At 57.8% G+C, this 15,307-nt stretch carries 10 protein-coding genes; 1 reads left to right on the top strand and 9 read right to left on the bottom strand.

Annotated features, from left to right (window positions below):
* A partial coding sequence (locus tag FE784_RS36705; RefSeq protein WP_139607209.1) for a DUF92 domain-containing protein occupies positions 1-828 on the bottom strand: 828 nt, incomplete at its 3' end.
* 65 nt (positions 829-893) lie between these two features.
* The gene (locus FE784_RS36700; RefSeq protein ID WP_176706782.1) at positions 894-1,709 is read right to left on the bottom strand and encodes an alpha/beta fold hydrolase; all 816 of its coding nucleotides are present in this window, start codon (positions 1,707-1,709) and stop codon (positions 894-896) included.
* 234 nt (positions 1,710-1,943) lie between these two features.
* Here FE784_RS36700 and FE784_RS36695 point away from each other — a divergent pair, with 234 nt between their 5' ends.
* Positions 1,944-3,116 (top strand): HD domain-containing phosphohydrolase, encoded by a 1,173-nt coding sequence (locus FE784_RS36695; RefSeq protein ID WP_176706781.1) that lies wholly within the window; start codon positions 1,944-1,946, stop codon positions 3,114-3,116.
* Between the two features lie 112 nt (positions 3,117-3,228).
* On the opposite strand, the gene FE784_RS36690 is transcribed toward FE784_RS36695, so the two are convergent.
* The 7 genes from FE784_RS36690 to FE784_RS36660 form a co-directional block, all read right to left on the bottom strand.
* The gene (locus tag FE784_RS36690) at positions 3,229-5,832 is read right to left on the bottom strand and encodes a hypothetical protein (protein ID WP_139607207.1); all 2,604 of its coding nucleotides are present in this window, start codon (positions 5,830-5,832) and stop codon (positions 3,229-3,231) included.
* Positions 5,833-5,877: 45 nt separating this feature from the next.
* Positions 5,878-6,747: a carbohydrate ABC transporter permease gene (locus tag FE784_RS36685; RefSeq protein ID WP_139607206.1), complete on the bottom strand. Its 870-nt coding sequence runs from the start codon at positions 6,745-6,747 to the stop codon at positions 5,878-5,880.
* Between the two features lie 13 nt (positions 6,748-6,760).
* The gene (locus FE784_RS36680; RefSeq protein ID WP_139607205.1) at positions 6,761-7,660 is read right to left on the bottom strand and encodes an ABC transporter permease; all 900 of its coding nucleotides are present in this window, start codon (positions 7,658-7,660) and stop codon (positions 6,761-6,763) included.
* An 82-nt stretch (positions 7,661-7,742) separates the two neighbouring features.
* Positions 7,743-9,311, bottom strand: a complete 1,569-nt coding sequence (locus tag FE784_RS36675; protein ID WP_139607204.1) for a type 2 periplasmic-binding domain-containing protein — start codon at positions 9,309-9,311, stop codon at positions 7,743-7,745.
* Positions 9,312-9,639: 328 nt separating this feature from the next.
* The gene (locus FE784_RS36670) at positions 9,640-11,934 is read right to left on the bottom strand and encodes a helix-turn-helix domain-containing protein (protein WP_139607203.1); all 2,295 of its coding nucleotides are present in this window, start codon (positions 11,932-11,934) and stop codon (positions 9,640-9,642) included.
* A gap of 34 nt (positions 11,935-11,968) precedes the next feature.
* Positions 11,969-14,434, bottom strand: a complete 2,466-nt coding sequence (locus FE784_RS36665) for a hypothetical protein (RefSeq protein ID WP_139607202.1) — start codon at positions 14,432-14,434, stop codon at positions 11,969-11,971.
* A 203-nt stretch (positions 14,435-14,637) separates the two neighbouring features.
* Positions 14,638-15,273, bottom strand: coding sequence for a fumarylacetoacetate hydrolase family protein (locus FE784_RS36660; RefSeq protein WP_139607201.1), 636 nt, complete (start codon positions 15,271-15,273; stop codon positions 14,638-14,640).
* Between the last annotated feature and the right edge of the window lie 34 nt (positions 15,274-15,307).

The raw sequence follows: 15,307 nt of genomic DNA, 5'->3' as shown, positions 1-15,307 counted from the left end.
CAAGCCACCCGCTACCGCCACCGCGGCCAAGCCGCCCGCTAGCGAGCCTGCCACATTGACCGCATCGTTGTTCCAACCGGCAAAGCCGCGAATCCGGACCGCCGGTTGCCCGCAATGATGTGCGGCCTCGATCTCGCGGCCACATACGCCGCACCGGAACATTTGCTGCACCGTAGCGCCCAGCAGCGAATCCGCAAGCGATCCGACCGTGCCGCCGAACAAGCCGATCCCGAGCCATACCGGCAGTTGCAGCCATGTAGAAGCGATACCTGACGGTTCGTCCTGTCCGGGAACGGCCAACAGCAGCAGCCACGCCACGAGGCCGATAAACAGACCGCCCGCCATCGACGCGGCCAACCCCAAGCCGGATACGCCTCCCGACGTTCCGGCCGCTACCCGCCTTCCGCTCAGGATCGATCTCGGAGGAGCTTTGCTCAAGCCTCCGATCTCCGTCGCCCAAGTGTCGGCGTTGACGGCCGCCATTACGCCCAGAAAAGCGTACCACCACATCGGATGAGGCCACCAGGCGTTGGCCGCGCACAATAACAGCGCGAGCCCTCCGTTCGCGGCCACTTGCCCCGCGTCCCGTCTTCCCGACTTCTCATACCCGCTCTCGACCGCTTCCTTCGCCTTCTTCTTCCATCTGGACAGCAGCGTCGACGATAGGAAGAAAGCGATTAGCGTACCGAACCATACCGCGCTCCCGAGCGCGTACATGGCCGTTCCAAGCAGTATCGCGGCCGCAAATCCGGATAAGGATAATGACCGTTTCAAGTAAGCCGCTCCCGCTATGAGCAAACTGCCCGCAAGCCCGATCAACGCTTCCATCGCTGCCCCTCCCGTATATCCCGATTCGTTCTCTCGAATTTATCATACACGGAAGACGGCGGGAGTCAAGCTCGAAGGCCGTCCAAAAACCCGCCCAAAGCTTCGTTAAAGCGCTGCGGATCGTCCATCGGGGGAATATGCGCCGATCCGTTCAGCTCTGCCGTGCGGGCGCCGGGAATCGTGCCCGAGAACATATTCGCAGCTTCCTTCGTATCCTGATAATCGAGCGATCCCCATGCGACCAGCGTCGGCGCAACAATTTCCGCCAATCTGCCGATCGGCGCAGGCACAAGCGTTAGCGGCATCTCGAACGACTCGGACCGGCTCAAGCTTTCCAGCGACAACTGCTCGAAACGGGCTATCACGGATGGCTTCACCCGCGACTTCGGCTGATCCGGCCCGTACAGCCACATTTGGGTCCATTCGCGCAGCATTCCCTCGATGTCGCCGGACGATGCCGCTCCATAAAAGCGCGCATTATCGGCCTGCAGGCGTTCCGACTCGGGCAAACCGAACAACCCCGCACCCACGAGCGACAGCGAACGGACACGTTGCGGATAAGCCAATGATAGCTCGACGGCTATATAGCCCCCCGCGGACAGTCCGACGACATGCGCCTTGTCGATTTCGAGAGCATCCAGCAGTCCGCGAACGTCGTCATACGCCCTGTACGGAGTATCGCCCATACCCGATTTCCCCATGCCCCGCCAGTCGTAGCGGACGACCCGGTAACGATCCGACAGCGCTGCGAACGTCGAATCCCAAATCGCGCTCGTCATAAAGGCTCCATGGATGAGCAATACCGTCTCTCCCGCCCCGGCCGTCTCGTAATACAGCTTCGTTCCTTCTGCTACGGCATACCCTTTTTCTATAACAAACATCGGTTCATCGCTCCTTTTTTCGTTTCCCGCCGTTTCCTGCTTCATCATACCCCGGGTTCCCTGACAAATAAGGTCAGGGAAAAAACAGCTTCCAAGGTTCGATCATATCTCGTTCCCGTTCGTCAACATTCGACTGCAAAATGGGACTTTTTTTCAACTTAATGCAGGAAGAATGACCCTTCACAGGGAATACAATGAAATAATTAGGAAACGAACGATGGGAGTGAAAACCGGGTGCACGAAACATACGACTTTGAGAAGCCGAGGCTGAAAAAGGATTTGGAGCCTGAGGAGCTGCTTGGCGTCATTCTGGAGTACGCCGCCAAAATCGCCAATGAGCGGAGCTTGGACAATGTGCTCATGCTGATGGCCGATATGGGAAAGCAAATCGTCATCTCCGACCGATGCACGGTCTGGCTGCTGGACGACCAACGAGGCGAGCTATGGTCCAAAGTCGCGCATGGCGTCAAGGAGCTGCGCATTCCGCTCGGCGCAGGCTTGGCCGGTCACTCCGTTAGTACCGGAGAGCCTATCTTCATCGACGACGCCTACACGAACGTCGAGTTTCGCGAAGTGCTGACCAGCGGAGCGCTGCGTACCGACAAGCAGACCGGCTATCGCACGAAGGCGCTCATGGTAATCCCGTTTCGCAATAACGAAGGCGATGTAATCGGTTGCTATCAGGCCGTCAACAAGATGACCGACTCCGAAGTATTTTCCGACCGGGATCTGCGCAACCTGTCGCTCGCCGCCTCCTATTCGGGCAAATCGATCGAGTCGGCGATGCTGTCCCAGGAAATCGAGGAAACGCAGCGCGAAATCATATTCACGATGGGCGAAATCGGCGAGAGCCGGTCGAAGGAGACGGGCAACCACGTGAAGCGCGTAGCGGAGTACTCGTACATTTTGGCGCTGGGACTCGGCATCCCGCAAACGGAAGCGGAAATATTGAAGATGGCTTCCCCGATGCACGATATCGGCAAGGTGGCGATACCGGACTCCGTGCTGAAGAAGCCGGGCAAGCTGACCGAGGAAGAATTCGACGTGATGAAAACCCACACGGAAATCGGCTACAATTTATTGAAAAATTCGAAACGGCGCATTTTGAAGACGGCCGCCGTCGTCGCGGAGCAGCATCACGAGAAATGGAACGGAAGAGGCTACCCGCGGGGCTTGAAGGGCGAAGAAATCCACATTCACGGACGAATCACGGCGATCGCGGACGTGTTCGACGCGTTGGCGAGCGATCGGGTGTACAAAAAGGCATGGGAGCTCGACCGCATCCTGAACCTGTTCAAGGAAGAACGCGGCCAGCATTTCGACCCTCAGGTCGTGGATGCGTTCTTCGAGCATTTGCCTGCCATCCTGAAGGTCCGGGACGAGTACGCTGACCATTTGCTGGAGTAGTGCGGCGTAGGCGAAACTGGTATAAGGTGGACGCGCGGGCGGGCCGGGTGACCGCCGGCACGTTCAACGCCAGCACCGCACGCCCTAAGCTGCGTGCGGTGCTGGCGTCTGTTTAAACTGGCGGCCGGCCGCGTTCAACCGCTTGCAGCGGCAGAGGCAGCTCCTTAAAGGACGCGGCGCAAACGCGAATCGATCGGACTACATTCGCTCGCTCGTCGGACAGCCGCAAATCGACCGGACGCTCCCCGCCGTTCATCACATAGACGGCATTTTCCCGCACGATAACATCCAGCGCCAAACCTTCCAGCGCCGCTTCGTCCGTCACGGCACGATCATGCGCAATATAATCCGTGTCCGTACTGTCGGACGAGGCGCCGTACGGGTAGCGGAACGGCGTCAGGGCAAGCTTCAGCCTTTGTGCGGCGAAGCCCGATTTTCGGGCTTCCACGTCAAGGGAACGGCTAATCCGGCTGCCCCGGATGCGACTGACGCCCTCGAACAGACCGACTTCCGCGCCGGCAAGCTCCCGTTCGCCGCAAACGGCGGTGTGATCGAAGGCGAAATTTGCAAAAACGATCGTTTCGCCGCACTCCAGCAACAAGCAAGGGGCAGTCGGATCGGAAAGCAACATCGACCGCTCGGCCGCCTCCGCCGTCTGCTCCATCGTACGGTTCGGCAAGGCGACAACCGCAAAGCAAGGCCGCGCCTCCCCGGCTTTCAGGCTCATCCGGCCGGCATCATTCAGCGCCAGCGTGTTCTCTACGCCCTTCCAGCGTTTGTACCGATGCTTGTTGATATAGCGGATGCCGCCCGAGCCGAACAACACGTATCCCATCTTGTCGTCCACATTGACATAAGGAAATGCGGGAAGGCGCTGCTCCTCGTCGGACGCGTCGCCGGCAAATCCTTCGAACGTCAGCAGCATTCCGGGCAACAGGAGCGCTCTTGTCCCTTCCGCACTTTCCGGCACGTCCGGGTACTTGTCATTGCGAACGCCGACTATTCCGGTCCTGCAATCGTCAATCGTGCAGTCCCGAATCGCGCGCAGCCGCTCGGCGTAGACGCAGCGACCGTCAGGCAGCGCCACGAAGGCCGCATCCTGCTCCAACTCTCCCCCGCCCCGCCGGATGAGCACGGTCGCGCCGAAGCCGTCGGCGCGAGGCTCCAAGCTTGCGTGCTCCGCATCCCGCACAACGTCCTCGTTGCTCCACCCGGCCATTCCGTCGTGGCCGGCAATGCGGATCGTTCCCGTCATCGAAGCATGGACGGGCGTTGTCAGCCAGATCCCGTCCTTGCCGAGACAGACCCCCATGATGTTATTGCGCCAACTGAAGCTGGCAAACGCGTTGCGGGTTCGCCGCACGACAAATCCACCGTATGGAAACAGGCTTACGCCGGACAGCCGCTCGCTCATCTCCGTCTCGTCGCTCGGCTCGACCCCGGGTCCGCCGAACGCGTGAAGCAAATAAACGTGCAGCACGTCCTGAGCGGCCCAATTTTCGAAATCCTCTACCGTCTGAGTGCCTTCGCGAATGACGCAGGCTTTCCCCTCCCGTTCCAAAAAGCAGCCGTTCGCGTTGCCCGACTGGATTTGACCGATGCGCTTCAAAGCAAGCCGCTCGAAACGCGCCGCATCGCGGTTGCCGTGCAGCACGTTGAGAACGGCGTGAGCGTGCGCCAGCTCGTGCTGGCGGTTATACCACCAATCCTGCCCCTGGACCGGAATCATGAAGCCGTCGGACTGGCAGCACTTTTTGATGACGCGGTCGTACAGCTCCCCATTGTTCATCAGCGCGAACGGCTCCGCCGGCGTGCCGCTCATCAGCGAAAAAAGAGCGTGCGAAGCCCGTTGGTTGATGCCCAACGCCAAATACGTCGGATGCACAAAACCGTGGTTTTCCGTCGTATAGTCCGGATGCAGGGTGGACGTGCTGATAAACGGCACTGGAACCCCGTGCGTGCGTTCCGTATGGGCCTGAAAATCGGCGCGATAGCGGTCGCGGGAAACGGTGACCGAGTTGGCCGCCCATTTTCGGAAACGTCTCCGCCAATGCCCGCTGCGCGGATGATCGGGAAACATGTCCGCGGCTGCGGCAACGCCTTGCGCCACCCACGAATTTTCCTCCGCCTGGGTATCGCCATACACGCCGTCTCTCGGCTCGGCGTCGCACCAGCGGTCCGCATAATGAAAGAGCACATTGCGGACAAGGGATCTTGTCTCCTCGTCCAACCGTTCCCATAGCAGCCAAGAAGCGAGCGCGATCGAGTACACGCTGTAGCCGGTTTGCGTCGCCATGAAGTAGCTGTCGCCTTGCCCGCCCCATTTCCGCTCGCTGCAGTAGGGGTTCGAGCCTTTGACCCGGACGAGATGCTCCGGGCCGGAATCGTGCGTAAAAGCCAGATAACGTATCCCGCTAATCGCTCGTCGCATCAGCCGTTCCCGGGAGCAGCCGGCGATGCGCTCGTCGTACGATCCCAGCACCGACAGGGCGGCATAGACCGTGATTGATCTCGCCGTGTCCACCCCATACCACGATGAGCCTCCGAAAAAATAGCCGCATTCCGGCATCCGTTCCCACTCCTCGTATCGGGAGTCGGCGAACGGAATCCAGCGGAGCAGCATGGCATAACACTTCGCCGTCAGTTCGTTTTCCTCCGCTTGCCCGAACCGGATGCCGGCGGGCTCCAGCCAATCGGCTGCGGACGGTTTATGCATAGCGCAACACCTCCCGGGCTGCTCTTAGGTCTGTTCGCTTCTCTCTTACTCCTTCAACGATCCGACCATGGCGCCTTTGACAAAATATTTTTGCAGGAACGGATAGACGATCAGAATCGGCGCGGTAGCGAACAGCGTAATGCCCGCCTTGAGCATTTCCGGCGTCAGCATCGTCGCGACCTCGGCCGAGTTGGCCACGTTGTTCGCCTGCTCCTCGACGACGAGGTTGCGCAGCAGCACCTGCAGCGGCATCAAATCTTTGCTGCGGATATAGATCAGCGCGGTGAAATACGAGTTCCATTGGCCGACCGCATGGAATAAGGCTATCGTGGCGATAACCGGCGTCGACAGCGGAATGGCGATGCGCGCGAAGCTGCCCAATTCGCTGCAGCCGTCGATTTTCGAGGCGTCGAACATTTCGCTCGAGATGCCCTGGAAAAACGTCTTCATAATGATGACGTTGAACGCGTTAAGCGCACCCGGGATCATAAGCACCCACAGCGTATTCTCCATCCCGAGACTGCGAATGAGCAAATAGTTCGGAATGAGCGGCGCCGAGAAGACGAACGTCACGATAATCCCCCGCAGCACCCATTTCCTGCCGTTCATTTGCGGCCGCGACAGCGGATAAGCCAGCGTAGCCGTAAAAGCGAGCGCGATGAGCGTGCCGAACACCGTTATGATGACGCTGTTGCCCATCGACGTCCAGATGTTGCCCATATTGAAAATCGTTTTATATACATCGACGTTGAACCCTCTCGGCCAAAACGTAACGAGCTTCGCTTCCGCATAAAACCGCGAGCTGAGCGAAACCGCGGCCAAATGGACGATCGGGGCGATCATCGTCAAGCATAACACGACGAAAGCCGCCCCGTTCACCAACGGAAACCACTCCAGCCTTTTGCGTATCGGCATCGGTTATCCCTCCTCAATAAATGCTTTCTCCGGTTGTTTTGCGGCTGAGCGTATTCAGACCGACGACGAGCAGCAGGCCGACCAGCGATTTGAATATGCCGATCGCCGTCGTCAGGCTGAACTGGGCGCCGAGCAGACCTACCCGGTATACGTACGTATCGATCACTTCTCCTACATCGCGAACGAGCGGATTCAGCATAATGAGCACCTGCTCGACGTTCGAGTCCAGCACGTGGCCGACCCGAAGCAGAAACAGCACGACGATGGCAGGCATGAGCGAAGGAAGCGTAATCGACCACATTTGCCGAAACCGTCCCGCTCCGTCGACCATGGCCGCTTCATACAAATTCGGATTGATGCCGGACAGAGCGGCCAAATAAATGATCATGCCCCATCCCATTTCCTTCCATATGCCAACCGAGACGATGATGCCCCGGAAATATTCGGGCTGCGTCAAAAAATCGATGTTCGGAATGCCGAGCCGGCTCAATATCGTATTGAGGAAGCCGTCGATCGACAGCAGGTTGATAAAAATGCTTCCGACGATTACCCAAGACAAAAAATGCGGGAGATAAAGCAGCGTTTGCACCGGGCGCTTGAACCAGGTTTTGCGGATTTCGTTCAGCAGCAGCGCCAGTACGAGCGGCGCCGGAAATCCGAAAATGATCGAATACAGGCTGAGCACGAGCGTATTTCGTAAAATGTTGTAAAATTCGTGGTACGTGAACATTTTCTCGAAATGCTGAAAACCGACCCACCGGCTATCCATAATGCCGGAAAAAATGCTGTAGTCTTGAAAAGCGATCACGTTGCCGAACATCGGCACGTAGCGGAACACGACGAAATGCAAAATGCCGGGCAGTGCAATCAGCCAAAGCAGAAGCGAGTCGCGGGACATGATTTTCTTGAGCATGCACACCCTCCGTTCTATTTTTGAGGCAGGCGGCCGCGCCAGCCGGATTCGCTCCGGCCGGCGCACGCCTCACGCCGCAATGTTATTTTTTGTGGAACTTGTTGTACCAGTCTGTCGCTTCCTTGATGGCGGCATCGCCCCCGCGGCGCTTCCATTCGGCCACGAACTTGTCGAACGAGGCGTCAAGCTCCTCCTTGCCGGTAATAACCTTGGCGAACATGTCGAGAAACAGCGTTCCCGCTCCCGTTCCGACCGCAAGCTCCGGATTCGTCTTCAGGCTATTCAATGTCGGCATGTACAAGGCATCGTTCTTCGTTATGTTTTTCTTGGCGATCTCGATTCCGCTCTTGACCGCCGCCGTATTCGGCGAAACCTCGAGCACCTTGTCGAGCATCCGTCCGTCGCCCCGCGGGTTGACCGACAGCTGGTAAAACACGGAAGCGTCGTTGTCCTTGTTGACCGGATCGTTCATATCCCATTTCGGCTTGCCGTTCTCGACTTTGTAATTGTAGTCCTTGATGCCCATTGCAAAGTAATCGTCGGCTTCGTCGGACCATACCCAGTTGAGGAACTTGATTACGTCCTCGGCCTTCTTGTTTTTGCTCGGCACGACCCAGACGAAATAGATTTGATCGCCCTGTGCGGCAATACCTTTTCCTTTGGCGCTTTCCGGAGCTTCGATCAAGGAGAGCTTCACGTTCTTCTCATTGACGAAGTTGGCCGTATTCCAGTCCGTATTGTAGTTCGTGACGTCATGGATCCACGCTCCGCCTTTTCCTTGCTTGATGCCCGCTACCCAATCCGCTCCCTTGTTCGTGAACAGGTTCGGGTTAATGTAGCCGTTGTCGTACAGGCTTTTCCAGAACTTGATGCCGTCCTTCATCTCCGGCTGGATCATGCCCGGCTGAAGCTGGCCGTTCTTCAAATACCACATGTTCGGGTCGGCTCCGAAGGCGGAGAAGAACATGTTGGAGTAGATCAGATTTTCCCGGACGTAGAGGCCGTATTCGTCATTGGCGTCGCCATTTCCGTTCATATCCTGCTTCTTGACCGCTTCGAAATATTTCAAGTAATCGTCGATCGTCTTCGGCTGCTGCATGCCGAGCTTATCCAGCCAATCTTGACGAATATAGACGACGCGGGTTGCCGGCAGTGCGGACAGCGCCGGAATGCCGAATATTTTGCCGTCCTTGCTTACTTTCGGGCTGTTCCATGCTTCGGCGGGAATTTTCTTTTTCAGGTTTGGGCCGTATTTCTCGATCAACGGCGTCAAATCCTGGAACACGCCTTTATCGAGGGCGCCCGGATGCATCGTCGAGTCGATGCTGTCCGTACGGATCATGTCCGGCAATTCGCCCGATGCGAAGCGGACGGTCATTTGTTGTGTGAAATCGTCGCCGTGGCCGAGAAATTCATATTTCAAATTGTAGTTCGACAGCTTGGACAGCTCTTTCACGTACCGGTCGTCGTCCTTCACCTGCATGGCGTATTTCGCGTTCGAGTGGGAGAGCAGGATGCTCAAGTTTTTCGGCCCTTGCGAGCCGCCATCCGCAGCGCCGTTCTCTTCCTTGCCGCCGCATCCGGCGAGTACCGTAGCGGTAACGAGCGAAACCGCGAACAAGGATGCAAACGTCTTCTTGGCTTTGATCATGAAAACACGCTCCTTCTGTTTATTTGCAGAGTCGAAAGGCTGACGCCGTATCCGTCTCTTGGAGGTAGGCCCCCTACGCTTCTTATCATGTAATCGTTTGCAACACTGTGCAATGCTCTATTGTTTGGATCGGCCATCGTAAATAATGATAAAGAACAGCCAAAAAAATGATAAACGAAAAAGAAAAAAACCGATGCGGCAGCATACGGAACCTCGTTTGATCGCTTTTATCGGGATGAAAGGAGCTCTCGTTGTCCGATCCGGAGTTTCGTTTGCTGCGCGACGGTTCTTTCATGCTTTGCTTCATGCTTTGCTTCATGCCCGGGCTTCAGCCGGACGACAGCCGCTTTTCTTTGCGGAATTCCCCCGGAGGTACGCCGCACCATTGCTTGAACACGCGGTTGAAATTTTGTACGCTGGCGTAACCGATTTTATCGGCAATATCTTTGATCGGCATATCGGAATGCTCCAGCCAGTCCCGGGCTTTGTTCATCCGCAGCTCGAGTACGAATTCGCTGAAATTGACCCCGGATTCGTCCTTGAACAGCTTGCTCAAATACGAGACCGACAATTGGAACCGGTCCGCCGCCTTTTGCAGCGTCATCTCGTCATCCAAATGCTGCTGGACGTAGCTCATCACTTCGCGTATCGTCTTCGTCTGCTTCGACACGGCCTCGATCTCGAGATGCGCCTTGACGGCCGGGAACAGCTCGCTTGCCAGCCACCGCTCCAGCTCGGGCAAGGAGCGCAGACCGTGCAGCTTCCGGTAAAAATCGATTCCCGTCGCCTGGCGAATGTCGCAGCCGGTCTGCTGAAGCATATAGTCCAGCTCGCCCAGCATGTACGAGAACAGCCCCATCGCCGTCTCCGGCTTCACGTGGGCTTGGCGCAGCTCGGAGACGAGCTGGCCCAGCTGCTCCCGCGAATCGTCCATATTGCCGTTGAAGACGTGATGCACAATCCGCTTCTGCGTCTCCCCGGTCTCCCGGCTTAATCGCATCAGCCCTTCATCGGCCTCGTCCGCGGCAATCGTCATATCTTCGCCCAGTATAAACCGGTGGCTGAGCAGAGCGACCGCCTCCTCGTAGCCTTTGCCGATCTCGGTGAAGGAGGAGAGCGGACTGCCGATCGCCACGCTGATGGCGAACCGGAAATAAGTACGCACATGCTCCCTTGCCTCGTCCGCGCGCCGGCGCAGCAAGCTCTTGGCATCGGCGTCGTCGGAATCCAGCCCGATGAGCATCACGACTTGCCCCGTCTTCGGCGTAAATACGGCGGAGAACGGAACGCCGTGAAACGTCTCCTCCATCATTTTCAGCAGCGCATAATGAATGAGCGATCGGTCCTTCTCCCGGTACGTGCGCTGGAAGGCGGCGATGTCGTCCGCCTCCGCGACGCAGACGAACACATACTCGCCCTGCAGCTTGATATTGGCATGCTCGGCGGCCATCGCCAGCTCGCGCTCGGACATCTCTCCACGAAGCAGCTGCTGGAATATGCCTTGGCGCATATAAGGGAATTGCTCGTTCAGCCTGTTATGGAGCTGCCGGTTCGCATCCGCCAGCTGCTCCATGTAATCGCCAAGCATCGCCAGCCCGTCGCCTCTATTCCGCTCTTGGCGCTGACGCGGCATAAGCTTCTCGGTCAATCGTTGAATCGGCACGTACATGCGGCTCGTACCCAATGCGGCGATACTCGCCCACAGCAGCACTTGGAGGCCGATTACGATCCAGGTGGTCAATTGGATCCGATGCGATTGAGCGGTCAGCTCCTTCGTCGGGGTAATCGCGATGTAGGTCCAGTCGTTGGTCGCCGATTTCTCGGTCTGCACTTTGTAGCTTACGCCTTCAATCATCACTTTGCCGGACAGCTCGCCGGATTTGCCTACCTTTGCCGGCCGGATGACGCCGTCGAGCGATTTGCCCATTTCCCCGCGGTTCGAGCTGATCACGATCCGATTGTGCTCGTCCGCGACGAGTACCCGGGTTCCGTAGCCGTGCTCCATCGATCCGACGAATTGCAAAATATCCTGGGGGTCGACGTGCAGGATCAGCACTCCCTCGGTATAGGCGGACTGGATCGGAACGGGTCTGTACAACAGCATCTCCGGCTGGTCGTCGAACGTATTGGCCGGCACGATGATCGCTTCGTTCTCCTGCGGCTTCATCTTATCCAGAATGGTCAGCAGCCGCTTCTCCGCGAGCTGCTGGGCCGAAAATTCGTTGGAGTAAGTGAAGTTGTTGAACTTTTTGTATACGATGGACACGTTGAACCGGACGGGCGACGTGCTGCGTATGCGCCGGATCGTTTCGTTCATTTCGAGAGACGCGGACAAATTTTCGATCCCGGGACCTTCCTTGACCGATTTTTCCACCGACAGGTTGGTGGCGATATAGATCGAGTTCGTATGGATGCTTTTCGTAAACTGGTTCAGCTGCACCTGCATCTGATTCAGCATGTACTGATGGTTCTGGTCTACCTCGCGCTGTATGCTGCGCGAAGCAAAATAGGAGGAGAGAAGACCGACGGTCAGCACCGGCAAAATGCTCAGGACGAGCGAGTACAAGAGCAGCTTTCGCCGGAACGGCAATTTCGCAAACCGCCTTATTCGCTTGTTCATCATGGCGCTTCCATCCTCTCCCGTATATGGTTGGTGGTTAAAAAATCAGTACCAGGGTGCCCGAAGGCTCGATTCCCGCCTCCGTCCGCTTACCCGCAACCGGATCGATAACCGAGACTTTGGAAATGCCGCTGCCGGATTGGTCCGTCACATATACGCGATTAGACGATACGACCACGGCAAGATCGTGAGTGTGCCCGCCGGAAGAAGGCAGCTCCAGCCTGAAGCGGCTAGCCGCAAAACCCGCGTAGCCGGGCTCGAAAGATCCGGTGCGGGTCACTTCCCCGCCGTTCCAACGCTGCATCCCTTCGAACAGCTGGATGGAAGATCCCGCCTCGGCGTACGATGCCTCGAATTCCGTTCGTCTGCCGCTCAAGTTCGCCACGATGAGATAACCGTCCGTCTCCGCGGCGATGCAGCCGTCCTCGTTCCCCGTCAGCAGACGGCTCCGCTCCGCCGCCCCGGCGGTCTGTTCCGCAGACGCGTCCGGCAGCGTCAGCATCGCGAATACGGGAAGCTCTGCGAGGCCCTCGAACCTTTTTGCGCCTCTGTCGTTCAAGGTCAGTACGTCCTCGACGCCTTTCCATTTCGGATATTCGTGCTGGTTCAAGTAGGTGACGTCTTCCGACCCGAACAGCACATATCCGATCTCGTCATTGATATTGACATACGGCAGCGGTCCGAACGAATCCCGTACATTCGGCTCCTTCCCGTAAAATCCTTCGTACGTTCTCGTTAGCCGTGGCGCTTTTACCGTCTTCGTCCCGTCGGCATATCCTCCGAGGGCGCCATAGCGTTCGTTGCGGATTCCTATGATGCCCGTAGAGAGCGACTTCACTGCGCAAGGAGCGTTGGCGCGTATGCGTTCGGCATAGAAGCTCCTCCCGTCCGGGAGCGAGACGAATGCGACGCGGTGCAGCAGCTTTGCGCCTTTTCCCCGCTCGATTTCGGCCGTGGCGCCGAAGCCGTCTTCCAGACGGGTGATCCGATGCCCCGTACAAACGACCGACTTGGTCTCATTGTAGACGTAGCCGGGCGTCTCGCCTTCGAATTCGGTTTCGCCGGTATGGCTTGCATAAAGAGGCGTAACGCCCCACATCGATTTCGCCGGCAGCGTGACCGCCATAACATGGCTGCGCCAGCTGAACGAGGAGAACGCCCGATCCGTCTTATGGACGATCGTACCTCCATGCGGATAATAATGAACCCCGTTCGTGCGCGCGCTCCAATCCCGATCCGTGGACGGCACCGCTCCGCCGCCTCCGAACCTGTGAAGCAAATAGGCGATCAGCAGGCTATGCGCCGAGCCGAACTCCATATCTTTCGCCGTCTGGTAGCTTTCGGCGACGACGATGCACGCCTCGCCGTTCTCTTCGAGCAAGCAGCCCTTGCCGTTGCTGTCCTGCAGCCCTTCCACGAAGCCCAGCGCAGCGCGTTCCAGTCTTGCGGCATCCTCGTCTCCATGCAGGACGTTCATGAAAGCATGACAGGACAGCGAAGCATGCTGAAGGTTATACCACCAATCCTGACCTTGCACCGGAACGGGAATGCCGTCTACGCCGCTCCAAGGCTTGATCGTACTCGCATACATCGGCACATTGTTCGAGGTCAGCTCGGACGGAATATCGCGATCGGCCATCAGCTCGAGCAGCGCATACAGACCCCGGAGCTGAATGCCCGCCATCATGTAGGACGGATGCACGAACGCATGGTTCTCGGCCGTATAATCGGGATGAAACGTAACCGTGGAAACGCCCGGGACGCGCCGGACCCGATCCTCCGGCATCGTTACCGAGTTGAGCGACCAGCGCAAAGCCGCTTTCCGCCACTGTTCCTGACGGGGATTACCGGGCAGCAGTGCCGCGGCGGTGCCGATCCCTGCAGCCGTCCAGCCGTTCTCCTCGCATTGGGTATCGAAATAGACGCCGTTCCGGGGCTCCTCTACGCTCCATATGTCCGCATAATATTCCAGCACCGCTTCCACCAACGCCTTCGTTTCCCCGTCCAGCTCGTCATGAAGCAGCCAAGCGGCGCAACCGAGCGCATGCACGACCGTTCCGGTCTGACTCGCGCGGAAGAAGCCGTCGCCTCGCCCTCCCCATTTTTTGCCGCTGCAGCAAGGGTTGCGGCTAGTGGTCCGGACGCATTCCTCGGGGCCCGTATCATGGGTATAGCACAAATATCGGATGGCGCGAATCGCCTTGTCCTTCACCGATTGCCGGCTCTGTCCCGCTATCGTATCGTCGAATTCTCCCATCGTTCCGACCACGGCGAACACGACCGCCGAGTAAGCGGTTTCAATCCCGTACCAGTAAGCTCCTCCGAAAAAATGTCCGCAGTCCGGACGGTCCGCCCATTCGGCAAATTGAGTATCCGCATAACGTACCCATTTCAGCAAAACGCGATACAGCCGCCGGGTCATTTCGTTGTCGGGCGTCAGGCCTGCCTTGAGCGAGGTCCAACTCGTCGCGGGCCCGCCGATGCCGCTTCCATATGCCGTCATCGTTTTTCCTCTTCTCCACATAGTCGCTTGTACTTTACTTGTATTATAACTTTAAAGGAGCCCGGCGTACAGTTGCGAATTAGCGGCAATTGATTCTGCCAGTTTGCTTGCAAAAACGAAACGGCCGCACCTTTGGGGTTCGGCCGTTTGCCAATGCTGATGGATTGACGGTAGCAGGCCGTCGGAACGGAACACAATGATCGCTATGCGAGCCGAACGACGCCTTCTCCCCATGTCTCGGAGCCGAACTGAAGCGTGAAACGGTCGCCGTCGGCAACCGGTCCGACGCCCGCCGGAGTTCCCGTGAAAATGACGTCTCCCTGGCCGAGACCGAAATGCTCCGCGCAAAAGTCGATGATCGTTTGCAGATTAAAAATCATGTCGTTCGCATTGCCGCGCTGCGCCTCGGAGCCGTTCTTCAACAGGACGAACTCCTTCAGGCCGAGCGCCTCCGTGCCCTCAAACGAATGGAATGCCGTAATGGGTGCCGAGTGGCGGAACCCTTTGGCGGCAAGCCACGGGTATCCTTTTTTCTTCAGATCGCTCTGCACGTCGCGAAGCGTGAAATCGATCCCGAGCGCTACGCCGTCCACCAGCTCGTCGGCGCGTATGCCTTTCTCGTACGACCGGCCTATGCGAATTACGATCTCCATCTCGTAATGCACTTCCCCGCGGCTTCCCGGCAGCAGGATGTCGCACCCGTCCAAAGGAATAAGCGAATGAGTCGGTTTGGAGAACAGCATCGGTTGCTCCGGGACCGCATTGCCCAGCTCGGCTGCATGCAAGCCGTAGTTTCTGCCTACGCAATATACGTTGCGGATGTTGGTAAAGCTGCTCATTCCGTTATCTCCCGTCGGTTTAGAGTTTGATGGT

Origin of the sequence: Paenibacillus hemerocallicola, from assembly GCF_006265175.1 — a bacterium.
Lineage (GTDB): Bacteria > Bacillota > Bacilli > Paenibacillales > NBRC-103111 > Paenibacillus_AB > Paenibacillus_AB hemerocallicola.
This window is presented reverse-complemented; position numbering and strand designations above follow the sequence as displayed.